13 protein-coding genes are annotated in these 14669 nt (G+C 59.3%); 9 read left to right on the forward strand and 4 right to left on the reverse strand.

Translation table 11 applies throughout. The features are described from left to right. Positions 1-220: 220 nt before the first annotated feature. A complete protein-coding gene (mreB, locus tag KP808_RS20810) occupies positions 221-1258 on the reverse strand; it encodes a rod shape-determining protein MreB (RefSeq protein WP_002555108.1) in 1038 nt (345 codons plus the stop codon). A gap of 205 nt (positions 1259-1463) precedes the next feature. Between mreB and gatC the strand changes: the two genes are divergently transcribed. The 6 genes from gatC to KP808_RS20840 all read left to right on the forward strand — a co-directional run bounded on the left by gatC (position 1464) and on the right by KP808_RS20840 (position 6943). Next, a complete protein-coding gene (gene gatC / locus KP808_RS20815) occupies positions 1464-1751 on the forward strand; it encodes an Asp-tRNA(Asn)/Glu-tRNA(Gln) amidotransferase subunit GatC (RefSeq protein ID WP_058400693.1) in 288 nt (95 codons plus the stop codon). A 14-nt stretch (positions 1752-1765) separates the two neighbouring features. Beyond that, positions 1766-3217, forward strand: a complete 1452-nt coding sequence (gene gatA, locus KP808_RS20820; protein ID WP_122280599.1) for an Asp-tRNA(Asn)/Glu-tRNA(Gln) amidotransferase subunit GatA — start codon at positions 1766-1768, stop codon at positions 3215-3217. Between the two features lie 10 nt (positions 3218-3227). Further along, entirely contained in the window at positions 3228-4673 is a 1446-nt protein-coding gene (gatB, locus tag KP808_RS20825; RefSeq protein WP_230016800.1) for an Asp-tRNA(Asn)/Glu-tRNA(Gln) amidotransferase subunit GatB, read from the forward strand. Positions 4674-5050: 377 nt separating this feature from the next. Further along, complete coding sequence (locus tag KP808_RS20830) at positions 5051-5419, forward strand: septal ring lytic transglycosylase RlpA family protein (protein WP_057402169.1); 369 nt, start codon at positions 5051-5053, stop codon at positions 5417-5419. Positions 5420-5496: 77 nt separating this feature from the next. Beyond that, positions 5497-6528, forward strand: a complete 1032-nt coding sequence (locus tag KP808_RS20835; protein WP_230016801.1) for a calcium/sodium antiporter — start codon at positions 5497-5499, stop codon at positions 6526-6528. Between the two features lie 31 nt (positions 6529-6559). Next, positions 6560-6943 (forward strand): carboxymuconolactone decarboxylase family protein, encoded by a 384-nt coding sequence (locus KP808_RS20840; RefSeq protein ID WP_005733046.1) that lies wholly within the window; start codon positions 6560-6562, stop codon positions 6941-6943. Here KP808_RS20840 and KP808_RS20845 read toward each other — a convergent pair. Continuing rightward, entirely contained in the window at positions 6940-7881 is a 942-nt protein-coding gene (locus KP808_RS20845; protein ID WP_058400690.1) for an AEC family transporter, read from the reverse strand. The two genes, KP808_RS20840 and KP808_RS20845, sit on opposite strands and share 4 nt — an antisense overlap. A gap of 105 nt (positions 7882-7986) precedes the next feature. Next, positions 7987-9561, reverse strand: coding sequence for an alkaline phosphatase D family protein (locus KP808_RS20850; protein WP_230016802.1), 1575 nt, complete (start codon positions 9559-9561; stop codon positions 7987-7989). A 157-nt stretch (positions 9562-9718) separates the two neighbouring features. Between KP808_RS20850 and KP808_RS20855 the strand changes: the two genes are divergently transcribed. The 3 genes from KP808_RS20855 (at position 9719) to KP808_RS20865 (ending at position 14160) form a co-directional block, all read left to right on the forward strand. Continuing rightward, positions 9719-10735, forward strand: a complete 1017-nt coding sequence (locus KP808_RS20855) for a class I SAM-dependent rRNA methyltransferase (RefSeq protein ID WP_230016803.1) — start codon at positions 9719-9721, stop codon at positions 10733-10735. A gap of 123 nt (positions 10736-10858) precedes the next feature. Beyond that, positions 10859-13825: a DUF748 domain-containing protein gene (locus KP808_RS20860; protein ID WP_230016804.1), complete on the forward strand. Its 2967-nt coding sequence runs from the start codon at positions 10859-10861 to the stop codon at positions 13823-13825. Beyond that, entirely contained in the window at positions 13822-14160 is a 339-nt protein-coding gene (locus KP808_RS20865) for a DUF2845 domain-containing protein (protein WP_003364124.1), read from the forward strand. The genes KP808_RS20860 and KP808_RS20865 overlap by 4 nt, the downstream gene beginning before the upstream one ends. Before the next feature lie 149 nt (positions 14161-14309). Here KP808_RS20865 and KP808_RS20870 read toward each other — a convergent pair whose 3' ends face one another. Continuing rightward, positions 14310-14663, reverse strand: coding sequence for a BON domain-containing protein (locus KP808_RS20870; protein ID WP_002555119.1), 354 nt, complete (start codon positions 14661-14663; stop codon positions 14310-14312). Between the last annotated feature and the right edge of the window lie 6 nt (positions 14664-14669).

Here is a 14669-nt window from a genome sequence, read left to right on the forward strand (position 1 = left end):
CGCCCAGCGACGGGCCTTTTGCGAAAAGCGGTTTAATAGGCCGCTCCTCCGGGGCATGCGATCGTTGGATCGAACTTCGATTGGCAATTATTCATGCGGTATGTAACCGGCCTGGACAAATGAAAGAGACAGGCACCCTGTTTCGGTGTCAGCACGATGCATACAGGTAGCACATACGCCACCTGCATACAAAAGACTCCGTGAAAGGCACCCCGGCGAATTACTCGCTGGAGAGCAGATCCATGGTGTGCTTATCCATCATTTCCAACGCACGGCCACCGCCGCGCGCAACGCAGGTCAGCGGGTCTTCGGCAACGATCACCGGCAGACCTGTTTCCTGAGCCAGCAATTTGTCCAGATCACGCAGCAATGCACCGCCACCGGTCAGGACCAGACCACGCTCGGCGATGTCCGAAGCCAGCTCCGGAGGCGACTGCTCCAGAGCGCTCTTGACCGCCTGAACGATGGTCGCCAGTGACTCCTGAAGCGCTTCGAGCACTTCGTTGGAGTTCAGGGTGAATGCACGTGGCACGCCTTCAGCCAGGTTGCGGCCGCGGACGTCGACTTCACGCACTTCGCCGCCCGGGTAGGCCGTACCGATTTCCTGCTTGATGCGCTCGGCAGTGGATTCGCCGATCAGGCTGCCGTAGTTACGACGCACATAGGTGATGATCGCTTCATCGAAACGGTCACCGCCGACACGTACGGATTCGGCATACACCACACCGTTCAGGGAAATCAGCGCGATCTCGGTGGTGCCGCCGCCGATGTCGACAACCATCGAACCGCGAGCTTCTTCCACCGGCAGACCGGCGCCGATTGCAGCAGCCATCGGCTCTTCGATCAGGAATACTTCGCGCGCTCCTGCACCCAGGGCAGATTCGCGAATGGCACGACGCTCAACCTGGGTGGATTTGCACGGAACGCAGATCAGCACACGAGGGCTGGGCTGCAGAAAGCTGTTTTCGTGGACCTTGTTGATGAAGTACTGCAACATTTTTTCGCAGACGCTGAAGTCGGCGATAACGCCGTCTTTCATGGGACGAATGGCTGCAATGTTGCCTGGAGTACGGCCCAGCATGCGCTTGGCTTCGGTACCGACGGCTACGACACTCTTCTGGTTGCCGTGAGTACGAATGGCAACGACAGAGGGTTCATTCAGAACGATACCGCGCTCACGCACGTAGATAAGGGTGTTGGCAGTGCCCAGGTCGATGGATAGATCACTGGAAAACATGCCACGCAGTTTCTTGAACATGGGAAAGGGACCCTAGGGAACGCGTGGTAAAAAAAGTGCGGCAAACTCTAACAACGACAGGGATTTTGGGCAAGGAGCCAATATGCTAAATTGGCGGTTTTCCGAACACGACCCTCGACGTTAGCGGCTTGAGACAGTAATAACGCGATAGTGTTCCGCAATTGGCAACAAAGCAAATCCATAAGCATTCCACTGGAGATACCCCATGGCGCTTGAACGCTCCGACGTGGAAAAGATCGCTCATCTGGCCCGACTGGGTCTCAATGACGCCGATATCCCGCGTACCACCGAAGCACTTAACAGCATTCTCGGGCTGGTCGATCAGATGCAAGCGGTCGACACCACTGGCATCGAGCCTCTGGCTCACCCGCTGGAAGCCACCCAGCGCCTGCGCGAAGACGCCGTCACCGAGCAAAATCGTCGTGACACTTACCAAGCCATCGCACCAGCGGTCCAAGACGGCCTCTATCTGGTTCCGAAAGTCATCGAGTAAGGGAAAGCGCCTGCATGCATCAAATGACTCTGGCCGAGATCGCTCGCGGACTCGCCGAAAAAAAGTTTTCTTCTGAAGAGCTGACCCGCGTTCTGCTGTCGCGTATCGCGACGCTTGACCCGCAGCTCAACAGCTTCATCAGCCTCACCGAAGACCTGGCCATCACTCAGGCCCAGGCGGCAGACGCTCGGCGCGCCGCCGGTGAGAACGGCCCGCTGCTCGGCGCCCCGCTGGCGCACAAGGACCTGTTCTGCACTCAGGGCATCCGTACCAGCTGCGGCTCGCTGATGCTCGACAATTTCAAGGCCCCGTATGACGCCACTGTGGTTTCGCGTCTGGCCTCTGCCGGTACGGTGACGCTGGGCAAGACCAACATGGACGAATTCGCCATGGGTTCGGCCAACGAATCCAGCCATTACGGCGCGGTGAAAAACCCGTGGAATCTGGAATGCGTGCCCGGTGGCTCTTCCGGTGGTTCGGCAGCGGCGGTTGCTGCACGCCTGCTGCCTGCGGCAACCGGCACCGACACCGGCGGCTCGATTCGCCAGCCAGCGGCACTGACCAACCTCACCGGCCTCAAGCCTACCTACGGTCGTGTGTCGCGCTGGGGCATGATTGCCTACGCTTCAAGCCTCGATCAGGCAGGGCCAATGGCGCGCACCGCCGAAGATTGCGCACTGCTGCTGCAAGGCATGGCTGGCTTCGACCCGCAAGACTCGACCAGCATCGACGAGCCGGTTCCGGACTACTCCGCCAGCCTCAACACCTCGCTCAAGGGGCTGCGTATTGGCGTACCGAAAGAGTATTTCAGCGCAGGCCTGGACCCGCGTATCGCGCAATTGGTGCATGAAAGCGTCAAGGAGCTGGAAAAACTCGGTGCGGTCGTCAAGGAAGTCAGCCTGCCAAACCTGCAACACGCAATCCCGGCCTACTACGTCATCGCGCCGGCTGAGGCCTCGTCCAACCTGTCGCGTTTCGACGGCGTGCGTTTCGGCTACCGCTGCGAAGACCCGAAAGACCTGACCGACCTGTACAAGCGTTCCCGCGCTGAAGGCTTTGGCCCGGAAGTCCAGCGCCGCATCATGGTGGGCGCCTATGCGCTGTCGGCGGGCTACTACGACGCTTATTACCTGCAAGCGCAGAAGATCCGTCGCCTGATCAAGAACGATTTCATGAGTGCATTTGCCGAAGTCGACGTAATCCTCGGCCCGACCACGCCCAACCCGGCCTGGAAAATCGGCGCCAAGACCAACGATCCGATTGCCGAATACCTGGAAGACTTCTACACCATCACCGCCAACCTGGCGGGCCTGCCCGGCTTGTCCATGCCCGCAGGCTTTGTCGATGGCCTGCCGGTCGGCGTGCAGTTGCTCGCTCCGTATTTCCAGGAAGGCCGTCTCTTGAATGTGGCGCATCAGTATCAGCAAGTCACCGACTGGCACACTCGCGCACCTGAAGGCTTCTGAGGAGAAACACATGCAATGGGAAGTCGTCATCGGGCTGGAGATTCATACCCAGCTTTCGACCCAATCAAAGATTTTTTCCGGTAGCGCCACCACGTTCGGCTCCGAGCCCAACACCCAGGCCAGCCTCGTCGATCTGGGCATGCCCGGCGTTCTGCCGGTGCTGAACAAGGAAGCCGTGCGCATGGCCGTCAAGTTCGGCCTGGCGGTGGATGCCGAAATCGGCCAGCACAACGTGTTTGCCCGCAAGAACTACTTCTACCCCGACCTGCCCAAGGGCTACCAGATCAGCCAGATGGAGCTGCCGATTGTCGGCAAGGGCCACCTGGACATCACTCTGGAAGACGGCACAGTCAAGCGCATCGGCATCACCCGCGCGCACCTTGAGGAAGATGCAGGCAAAAGCCTGCACGAAGACTTCCAGGGCATGACCGGTATCGACCTGAACCGTGCCGGCACGCCGCTGCTGGAAATCGTTTCCGAGCCGGACATGCGCAGTGCCAAGGAAGCCGTGGCCTATGTAAAAGCCATTCATGCGATTGTCCGTTATCTGGGCATCTGTGACGGCAACATGGCCGAAGGCTCGTTGCGTTGCGACTGCAACGTGTCGATTCGCCCGAAGGGCCAGGTCGAGTTCGGCACACGTTGCGAGATCAAGAACGTCAACTCGTTCCGCTTCATCGAGAAGGCGATCAACAGCGAGATCCAGCGCCAGATCGATCTGATCGAAGACGGTGGCAAGGTTATCCAGCAGACCCGCCTGTACGATCCGAACACCAACGAAACCCGCGCCATGCGCAGCAAGGAGGAAGCCAACGACTACCGCTACTTCCCCGACCCGGACCTGTTGCCGGTGATCATCGAGGATTCGTTCCTCGAAGAAACCCGCGCCACATTGCCGGAACTGCCGCCGCAGAAGCGCGAACGTTTCCAGAGCCAGTTCGGCCTGTCGACCTACGATGCCAGTGTGCTGGCCTCCAGCCGCGAGCAGGCCGACTACTTCGAGCAGGTGGTCAGCATCGGCAGTGACGCCAAGCTGGCCGCCAACTGGGTCATGGTCGAACTGGGCAGCCTGCTGAACAAACAGGGCCTGGAAATCGAACAGTCGCCGGTCAGTGCCGAGCAACTGGGTGGCATGCTCAAGCGCATCACCGACAACACCATTTCCGGCAAGATCGCGAAAATGGTTTTCGAGGCGATGGCCAATGGCGAAGGCAGTGCCGATGAAGTCATCGACAAGCGCGGCCTGAAGCAGGTAACCGACAGCGGTGCCATCGAATCGATGCTCGACGAGATGCTTGCTGCCAACGCGGAGCAGGTCGAACAATATCGCGCCGCTGATGAAGCCAAGCGCGGCAAGATGTTCGGTTTCTTCGTCGGTCAGGCAATGAAAGCCTCCAAAGGCAAGGCCAACCCGCAGCAGGTCAACGAGTTGCTGAAGGCCAAGCTGGAGGGCTGATCCTCGTCACTCTCGTTCCCATGCTATGCGATCAGCGTTATACACGAGTCTTGTGGGAGCGAGCTTGCTCGCGAATAGGCCGGTACAGCCTCTAGAGACAGGGCGTTTGGACCAAGGTCTTCGTGAGCAAGCTCACTCCCACAGAGATCTTTATTCACATCGCGATTGCGGTCAAAGACCCCGCTTTTTGGGCTCTTCATGACTTATGTATAACGCTAGCGCTCCGCGTGGGAATGCAGTTCTGGACGCTCTGCGTCCGCTGTTGCGTGCGCGCTGCAACACCGAGTTGTGACGCGGAGCGTCACGAAATGCATGCCAGCATGGAGGATTGGCATGAGCGTCAACCACACCTACTCCGGCACTCAGGAACCCAACCCATGCGCCGCCTTATTTTTGCCTGCAGCCTGCTGACGTTACTGGCAGGGTGCGCCAATCACATCATCGACCCTCACGGTTATGACGAAACCGGCACAGCCGCTTATTACGGTGCCCGCCATCATGGCAATCGCACAGCCAGTGGCGAACCCTTCAATCAGAACGCCCTGACTGCCGCCCACAGGCAGTTGCCATTCGGCACACGCGTCAAGGTCACTAACCTGGACAACGACAAGTCAGTGGTCGTACGCATCAATGATCGCGGCCCTCACACCCGCGGCCGTCTGATCGATGTCTCTCGCGAAGCAGCCGAACAACTGGGTATGCTGCGTAGCGGCACCGCGCCAGTGCGTGTTCAGGCCCTCGATTAGCCTTAACCCCGATCAACACCAACAAGGACACTCGTATTCTCCAGCTATCAGCCCTGCCCGCCCCCGCGCTCATTCAAATGCTCAGCGGCCTGCTATTGCTGCTGATCGGGGCAGAACTGTCAGTGCGTGCGGCAGTGCATCTGGCGGCGATTTTCAAGGTCAGGCCACTGATCATCGGCCTGACCGTGGTGGCGATGGGCACCAGTGCGCCGCAAATGGCGGTAAGCCTGCAAGCGGCGTTTGCCGATAACACCGACATCGCCGTAAGCAGCGTCATCGGTGGCAACATCTTCAATGTCCTGGTGATTCTTGGCCTATGCGCGCTGATCATTCCGTTACGCGTTGCCCGCCAGGTGCTGCACATCGATATTCCGCTGATGATCGGGGCCTGCCTGCTGGCGATCGGCCTGTCATGGAACGGCGAATTCAGCAAGTTTGACGGCGCACTGCTGCTTGCCGGGTTACTGGTCTGCCTGATTGTCATCATCCGCCAGGGCGGTCACACGCCGCGCCACGGCCATGCCGAAACGACAGAGAAACCACGCACCTTCACGCGCATCCTCATGCTTGCCGCGGGCTTGCTGCTGCTGACCGCTGGCGGGCACCTGCTGGTTGACGCTTCGGTCGTGATCGCCATCCATCTGGGGCTTTCCGAGCGCATTGTCGGCCTGACCATCATCGCCATCGGCACCTCACTGCCTGCCCTGATGACCTCGATGATCGCGGCGTTTCGTGGCGAACGGGATATTGCAGTGGGGAACGTGATCGGCAGCAATCTGTTCAACCTGCTGGGGGTATTGGGAGTGACCGCACTGTTCGCCCCCGTGCCGCTGACGATCTCGCCTAATGCAATGGTGTTCGACCTGCCGATCATGCTCGGTGTTTCGCTGCTTTGTGTGCCGCTGTTCTATTCCGGCTACCGGATAGACCGCATGGAGGGTCTGTTTCTGCTGTCGTTGTACCTGACTTACGGGCTGCATATTCTAGCGATCAGCACCGGAATGGCACTGGCCGAAAGGCTCGAAACGAAAATGCTTACCCTGGCTCTGCCTGTGCTCGGCGTTATTGTTGCCTGGGGCACGATCCGCGCCTGGCGACGCCAGCACTGACCTCAACCCGCATCGATACAAGGGGAATGCCATGACAGACAAGACAATCAGCGAAGGCGAGCAGATCCGTCGTCAGGTAATGGGCGATGTTTACGTCGACCGGGCGCTGGGTAACGCGACCGAGTTCAGCCAGCCGCTGCAGGACTTCGTCAACGAACACGCCTGGGGCAGCGTCTGGAGTCGTGAGGGTTTGCCGCTGAAAACCCGCAGCCTGATCACCCTGGCCACCCTCACCGCCCTGAAATGCCCGCAAGAGCTAAAGGGCCATGTTCGTGGAGCACTGAACAACGGTTGCACAGTGGAGGAAATTCGCGAGGCGCTGCTGCACTGCGCGGTCTATGCCGGCGTGCCAGCAGCCATCGACGCGTTCCGTGCAGCACAGGAAGTCATCGACAGCTACGTAAAGCCGGACTAGATCCAGCCGCCCCATTGCAGAATGAAAATTCCCACGTTGGTGGTGACCGCTGCGGCCAGTGTGGTGATGACGATGATCGCGGCGGCCAGTTCGTAGTTGCCGTTGGCGGTGCGCGCCATGATGTAGCTGGCAGCGGCCGTCGGGCTCGCGAAGTACAGGAACAGAATGCCCAGTTCCGCGCGGCGAAAACCGACCAGCCAGGCGGCCAGCGTGCAGAGCAGCGGCAGCGTGATCATTTTCATGACGCTGGCACTGATCGCCAGACTGCCACTTTTACGCAGCGAGGCCAGCGACAGCGTGCCGCCGATGCAGATCAGCGCCAACGGCAGGGTCATTTGCGCCAGATAACTGCCGGACGTCTCCAGCCACCTGGGCAGGCCTATGCTGAAGTAAGCGAAAGGCGATGCGATGATGACGCTGATGATCAGCGGGTTGGCCAGCACACTTTTGAACACGCTCCACGGGTCGGACTTGATTACCGGGCTGTAAACTGCCAGCACAATTGTCGACAACGTGTTGTAGAAGACGATGACCAGCGCGGCCAGAATCGCCCCCAGCGAAATGCCATAAGGGCCGTACATGCTGGCCGCCAGGGCCAGACCGATTACCCCGTTGTTGCCACGAAACGCGCCCTGAACGTAAACGCCACGCTCTTCTTGCGGGCAGCGCCAGATCGCCCAGCCCCAGGCGAATGCGAAGCTCAGCAGCGTCGCGACACTGAAGAAGATCAGCAGCCTGGGTTGCAGGGCCGCGCGCAAATCAGCGTGAATGATGCCCAGAAACAGCAGCGCAGGCATCGTGACGTTGAACACCAGCCCGGAAGCCGCGACGATAAACCCGTCATTGATAGCACCGATGCGTTTGAGCAATACGCCCAGAAACAGCATGGCAAACACCGGGGCGGTGATGTTCAGGGTTTGGAGAAAAATAGCCAGCATGCAACACACCCGGTCCCGTCGTTAGGTAGCTCATGATAGGCCACACACGACAAGCATGTTGCAAGGAATTTCCTAAAGGCTTACCTGAACAACCCCGATTCTCTGTCAGACAATGCGGCTAACCTCCACGGTCGGCTGCAATTTGCGCTCGAACACTGAAACGCCATCAAGATCGCGCAGGGCAACAGACATCTCGCCGGTCTGCCCGTCGATGTTCACTTCGCCAAAGAACTGATAACCCGCAAAAGGCGAGGTGTTCTGTGCAGGGGGCGCCTTCTGGAACACCAGTTCCGGACCGAACGTCTTGTCCAGTACATTGGGACCGAAGCTGCCCGCATTCAGCGGCCCGGCGACGAATTCCCAGAACGGGTCGAAGTCCTGAAACACGGCACGATCCGGCTGGTAATGATGCGCGGCGCAGTAATGGACATCGGCCGTCAGCCAGACACAGTCGCGAATCTTCTGCGCGCGCAGGTACGCCAGCAATTCGGCAACCTCCAGCTCGCGGCCAAGCGCCGGTCCGTCATTGCCGTTGGCGATGGCTTCCCAGCGCGCCACACCGGGGCTCACCTCGCCATCCGGTACGCCAAGGCCGATGGGCATGTCAGCAGCAATGACCTTCCATTGCGCGCGCGACGCATTGAGTTCGCGCTTGAGCCAGTCAAGTTGCTCACGGCCAAGAAATGCAGTGGTAGGGCCCGGTTTTTCGGCCAGATTGGCATCATTGCCATCGCGGTAGCTGCGCATATCGAGGACAAAAACGTCGAGCATTGGACCGTAGGGAATCTTGCGATAAATGCGTCCGCCATTGTCGGCTTGCTGCAAGCGCAGCGGCGCGTACTCCAGATAAGCCTGGCGGGCACGCGAGGACAGCAGCTGGATATCCTTGACCTTGTAACGCTCATCAAGCTGTTTGCTGGGCGACCAGTTGTTGGTGACTTCGTGGTCATCCCATTGCCAGATCTGCGGCACTTCTGCGTTGAAGCAGCGCAGATTTTCATCCATCAGGTTATAGCGGTAATTGCCTCGGTACTCGTCGAGGGTCTCCGCCACCTTGCTTTTCGCCTCGGTGGTCAGGTTGCGCCAGATCCGCCCGCCTTCCGTGGTGATCTGCTCGGGCACTGGCCCGTCGGCGTAAATGGTGTCACCGCTGTGGATAAAAAAGTCCGGCAAGCGCAAGCGCATCGCCTCATAGATACGCATGCCACCAATGTCAGGGTTGATGCCGAAGCCCTGCCCCACCGTGTCGCCACTCCAGACGAAGCGGATGTCACGACGCTGTTGGGGCGTGCTGCGCAGATGGCCGAACCAGGGCTCGCTGGCGACACCGCTCTGGGCATCCTCGAACGAGACGCGGTAGAAAATCGCCTGATCGACCGGCAGCCCGCTCAACTCGACCCGCGCAGTGAAGTCGGTACGCTGATCGGCGAGCGCCGAGACCACGCGCCGTGGCTGGGTGAACATACTGCGTGTGTCCCATTCAACCACCATCCGCGAAGGCCGGTCGCTGCGGCTCCAGACCATGGCCTTGTCGCCGAGCACATCTCCGGACTGCACACCATCGACCATTTTCGGGCGGTCCTGCACCGAAGCGATCACCGCAGGCGCAAGCCCCGGCAACAGCAAACCGGCCCCCACGGCCTGGATGACACGGCGACGCTTGAGATCGAACTGGCTCACGGTTATCCCCTCGCTGACAGGCAAAAAAGTACCGTAACAGGGGAATGTTGGCGCTGTATGACAGCACAGGACCTGAACAACGCGGCTGACGCTAAAAACCGTCAGCGCCCGCTAGCTGTTAAACTCCCGCGCCTTATTCCAGCCCGAGGCGCTTAGCATGTCTTCCTTGAATCAGGCGCTCAGCGTCGCCCTCGATAATCGCCAATCGTTGCTGGGCGAACTGCATCAGCAGGGCACAGACTGCTATCGGCTGTTTCACGGCAGCCAGGAAGGCGCCAGCGGGCTGACAATCGACCGCTACGGCCCGCAATTGCTGGTACAAAGCTTTCACACCCGCCTGGATCGCGATGCATTGCTTGCGCTGCACGAGCAGGTCAACGCGCGACTGGGCCTGGAAACGCTGCTGGTCTATAACGATCGCTCGCAAGGCAACTCACGCGTGGATCGCCAGGATACGGTCTACAAGGCTGACGAAGCGGCGCTGGCCGACCACATCGGGCATGAGTGGGGGCTCAATTATCGAGTCCGCGGCCGGCATGCAGGCCAGGACCCGCTGTTGTTTCTGGACCTGCGCAACACGCGTGGCTGGGTCAAACAGCACAGCGCCGGCAAAAGCGTGCTGAACCTGTTCGCCTACACCTGCGGCGTCGGTCTCAGTGCTGCGGCCGGTGGCGCGAGCGAGGTGTGCAATCTGGACTTCGCCGAAGGCAACCTGGCCGTGGGTCGAGAGAATGGTGCACTTAACCCGCAACTGCCACCCATGCAGTTCATCCAGTCGGATTATTTTCCGGCGATCCGCCAACTGGCAGGGCTGCCGATTGCAGCGCGGCGCAGCCAACAATTGCCCAGCTACATGAAGCTGCAACAGCGCCAGTATGATCTGGTTCTGCTTGACCCACCTGCCTGGGCCAAAAGTGCGTTCGGCACCGTTGACCTGCTACGCGACTATCAAAGCCTGCTCAAGCCGGCTCTGCTGGCGACGGCAGACGGCGGCGTACTGATCTGCTGCAACAACCTTGCGAAGGTCAGCATGCAGGACTGGCGTGAGCAGGTATTACGCTGTGCCACCAAGGCTGGACGCCCGGTACGCGACTGCCAGGAGATGCTTCCTGCCAAGGACTTCCCGTCTCTGGATAATCAGCCACCCCTGAAAACGCTGATCCTGCAACTCTGACCCGGCGGCTGATATCACAAAGCACTGCCGGAAAGTTCCTACGAGCGGCGACGGCAGTGCCTTGGGAACCGAACAGGCATGCCATACTCCAAGGGCTTCCAAAAGAGAGAGACGCCGCTGCCCATGTCCAGAGGATTGAAACGCACACTTGGCTCCTTGCTGACTGTGATCGTGCTCTACAGCTTGCTGGGGTTCTTCATTCTTCCCGGTGTCGCTCTGCGGATCGCCAATCAGCAATTGGCCAACTACGCCACCGTGCCGGCGAAACTTGAACGCCTGGAATTCAACCCCTACACACTGGAGCTGACGCTCTGGGGCCTGAACATCGGCACGCCGGGCAAGGAACAGGTCGCATTTGAAAAGCTTTATGCCAACCTGCAAATCAACAGCCTGTGGACACGAGCGCTGCATCTGCAACGCATCGAGCTGATCAAACCCAAGACCGAGCTGTTGTTCGACAAGCAAGGCAAGCTCAATCTGGCGCAACTGTTCAAGCTGCCAGCCAGCGAACCTACCAAGGACGAACCACCCGGCAAGCCGTTCCCGCTGCGTATCGACGAAATCAAACTGGCCGATGGCTACGTTCACTTTCGGGATATGCGCCCCAGCCAGCCCATCGAATTTCTCTACGACACACTCAATTTCGAACTCAAGAACCTCAGCACATTACCCGAAGACAATGCCGACATGACGCTGGTCGCGGCAGGTCCGGATGGCGGGCAGATCGACTGGGTCGGCCGTATCAGCCTGATACCGATCACCTCCGAGGGAACGCTGAAAGTTACCGACAGCAAGATGAAGCTGTGGTGGCCTTACGTGCGTGATGCCCTGCCGCTGGCGCTTGAGGATGGCGTACTGAATTTCAGCACGGCCTACACACTGAATCTGGCCAAGGAAACCGAGCTGAAGCTGACCAATGTGTCGGCCAGCGTCGCGCCCTTCGCGCTGAACACGCCAGACGGTCGCCCTCTTGTTCGCCTGCAACGCCTGGACGTGAGCGAAACTTCGGTCGATCTGGCAAAGCAGCTGGTGACCGTAGGCAAGATCCGCAGCCAGAAGCTGGAAACCTGGGCAGCGCGCGAAGCCGACGGGCAACTGGACTGGCAAAAGCTGTTTGCCAGCCAGCCGGGCAAGCCAGCGGCACCGCAAACACCGGCCGTGGACGACAAGGCGGCTGAACCGGCCCCAGCCACAGAGGCCTCTGCCAAAGCCAAGCCCGCCACGCAAAGCACGCCATGGCAGGTGCTGCTGCGAGATGTGCAGCTGCGCAATTACATGGTCCATCTGGCAGATCGCGTACCTCAAGAGCCCGTTGCTCTGGATGTTGGCCCGCTGAATCTGGACATCCAGAATTTCGACAGCCTGAACAAATCCCCCTTCACGCTCAAGCTTGATACCGGGCTGGGCAAACAGGGCAACCTCACTGCAGCCGGCGATGTGAACCTCAACCCGGTCAGTGCACAACTTAACGTAACTACCCGCGACATCGACCTGCGCCTCGCCCAGGCCTACATCAGCCCATTCATTCGTCTGGAAATGCGCAGCGGCATGCTGGGCAGCGATCTGGCGGTTAACCTGAAAAGCACCGAACCGCTGGCGTTCAGCGTCACCGGCAAAGCGCAGGTCAATCAGCTTCACACACTGGACACGCTCAAACAGCGCGACTTCCTGAAGTGGCAACAACTGCAACTCGAAGGGCTGGACTACCAGCACGGCACGGGTCTTTCGATTGCCAAAGTCAACATGGATCAGCCTTACGCGCGCTTCATGATCAATGAGGACCGGACCACCAACATTGATGATCTGCTGATTCCGCAGCCTGATGACAAGACTGCATCGCAGCCAAAACCAGCCAGAACACAACCCAAGGCCAAGGCAGAGAACCCTCTGGCGATCTACGTCGGCGAAGTGAATATCAAGGATGGCTCGGCAAACTTTGCCGACATGACCCTGACCCCGAACTTTGCCACCGCCGTGCAGCAGCTCAATGGTCGTATCGGCACCATCGACAACCGCAAGGCGACACCGGCACCCGTGGACATCCAGGGCAAGGTCGATCGCTACGCGCCTGTGACCATCAAAGGCAGCCTCAACCCGTTCGACCCGATGGCCAGCCTGGATATCACCACCAGCTTCAAGCGCGTCGAGCTGACCAACCTGACTCCCTACTCCGGCAAGTTCGCCGGTTTCAGAATCCGCAAGGGCAGGCTCAATCTCGACCTGCACTACCTGATCACCAAAGGTCAGCTCAAGGCGCAGAACAAGGTGCTGGTTGAACAGTTGCAACTGGGTGAGCGTGTCGACAGCCCGGATGCGCTGGACCTGCCTATCCGTCTGGCGGTCGCGCTGCTCAAGGATACGCAGGGACGAATTTCCCTGGAGCTGCCGATCGAGGGCGATCTGAACAACCCGCAGTTCAGCGTCATGCCAATTGTCTGGCAAACCCTGCGCAATCTTGTGCTGCGTGCTGCGCAGGCTCCGTTCAAGATGCTCGGCGGTCTGGTCGCCGGTGGAAGCTCCGAGGACCTCGGCAGCGTGAGTTTCGCGCCGGGCTCCAGTGATTTGTCGGCAGAGGCGCAAAGTGCTCTGGACAAGCTCTCGGTGGCGCTCAAGGAGCGTCCGGACCTGAAGCTGGAGATCGAAGGCACCAGCGCTGCCAGCAGTGATGGTCCATTGATCGCCCAACAGCGGCTGGAGCGCGAATACCAGTACACCTATTACAAGATCCTCCAGCGCCGCGGCGACAAGGTTCCAGCCAGGGCCGGTTTGATACAGGTCCCGGAAGAGGAGAAGGCGCCCATGCTCGAAGGTATCTACAGAACGCGCCTGAAACAGCAACCGCCTGCTGAATGGGCCAGTCTGGGCAAGGAGCAGCGTGCTGCCCAGATGCGTGCCGCCGTACTCAAGTTCTGGAGCAGCAATGAGGTGCTGCTGCGCGAACTGGGCCAAAGCAGAGCCAGCAGCATCAAGGATTACCTGGTGGACAAGGGCAAGCTAGAAGACGCTCGCGTGTACTTCGTCGACGCGCAACTGGGTCAGGCCCAACCGGATGGTAAAGTCATCAGCCCCCTCCACCTCGACAGCGAATGAAGCCATTGGCACACACCCGAATCAAACGGCTGATCAACCTGACCCTCGCCGCCATGGCCGGGTCAGTTGTCGCATCAGCGTATGCCACCTCGACCCTGCGTTGCGGCAGCCAGCTGGTCAGCACCGGCGACCGGACGTTCGAGGTCCAGCAGAAATGCGGCGAACCGGTCAGCCAGGAAGTACTCGGCACTCGGGAAACCTTTAGTAGTAATTATCGAAGGTCAGAAGCCGTGAAGATCGAGGAATGGATCTACGGTCCTGATAACGGCATGTATCAGTACCTGCGCTTTGAAGGCGGTCGCCTGGTAGGCATCGAGAGCAAACGCCGCAACTGATCCCCCAGCTCCCCTTCCCTTCATATGTTTCGTAGCGCCATAGAAAAGGCCCCGACTCTTCAGTCGGGGCCTTTAATGGCTACATCCTTGTAGCCTCGCATGAACTTTCCATCAATCAATGACTGCGGCTGTTCATGGGCAGTATTCGATTACTCGGCTTTCAGGCCAGCAGCCGATACGTCTTTAACACCTTTGATTTTCTTGGTGATAGCGACGGCGGTGTTTTTCTGAGCTTCGGTAACTTTTACCATGGAGGACAGGGAAACCACACCTTTGTTGGTCTCAACCTTGATGTCCGAACCTGGGATGCCTTTCTCGGTCAGCAGGTCAGCTTTGACTTTGGTGGTGATCCAGGTATCAGAAGTATCTTCTTTGACTTCTTGAGTAGTGGTGTTAGCTGCCAGAACCATTGGCGCTTGAGCCGAGGTCTGTGCGAAAGCAGCGTTGGCCATGGTCAGAGTCAGGGCAGTAGCGGTAGCAGCGGCAATAGCGAACTTCTTCATACGATA

The organism is Pseudomonas savastanoi (genome assembly GCF_020917325.1).
In the GTDB taxonomy this organism is placed as follows: domain Bacteria; phylum Pseudomonadota; class Gammaproteobacteria; order Pseudomonadales; family Pseudomonadaceae; genus Aquipseudomonas; species Aquipseudomonas amygdali.

Coding starts and splice junctions, on each gene's coding strand:
- KP808_RS20855 (WP_230016803.1), top strand. CDS start 9,719: ATGTCTTCCTTGAATCAGGCGCTCAGCGTCGCCCTCGATAATCGCCAA.
- KP808_RS20835 (WP_230016801.1), top strand. CDS start 5,497: ATGCTCAGCGGCCTGCTATTGCTGCTGATCGGGGCAGAACTGTCAGTG.
- KP808_RS20860 (WP_230016804.1), top strand. CDS start 10,859: ATGTCCAGAGGATTGAAACGCACACTTGGCTCCTTGCTGACTGTGATC.
- gatC (WP_058400693.1), top strand. CDS start 1,464: ATGGCGCTTGAACGCTCCGACGTGGAAAAGATCGCTCATCTGGCCCGA.
- KP808_RS20830 (WP_057402169.1), top strand. CDS start 5,051: ATGCGCCGCCTTATTTTTGCCTGCAGCCTGCTGACGTTACTGGCAGGG.
- KP808_RS20845 (WP_058400690.1), bottom strand. CDS start 7,881: ATGCTGGCTATTTTTCTCCAAACCCTGAACATCACCGCCCCGGTGTTT.
- gatA (WP_122280599.1), top strand. CDS start 1,766: ATGCATCAAATGACTCTGGCCGAGATCGCTCGCGGACTCGCCGAAAAA.
- gatB (WP_230016800.1), top strand. CDS start 3,228: ATGCAATGGGAAGTCGTCATCGGGCTGGAGATTCATACCCAGCTTTCG.
- mreB (WP_002555108.1), bottom strand. CDS start 1,258: ATGTTCAAGAAACTGCGTGGCATGTTTTCCAGTGATCTATCCATCGAC.
- KP808_RS20865 (WP_003364124.1), top strand. CDS start 13,822: ATGAAGCCATTGGCACACACCCGAATCAAACGGCTGATCAACCTGACC.
- KP808_RS20840 (WP_005733046.1), top strand. CDS start 6,560: ATGACAGACAAGACAATCAGCGAAGGCGAGCAGATCCGTCGTCAGGTA.
- KP808_RS20870 (WP_002555119.1), bottom strand. CDS start 14,663: ATGAAGAAGTTCGCTATTGCCGCTGCTACCGCTACTGCCCTGACTCTG.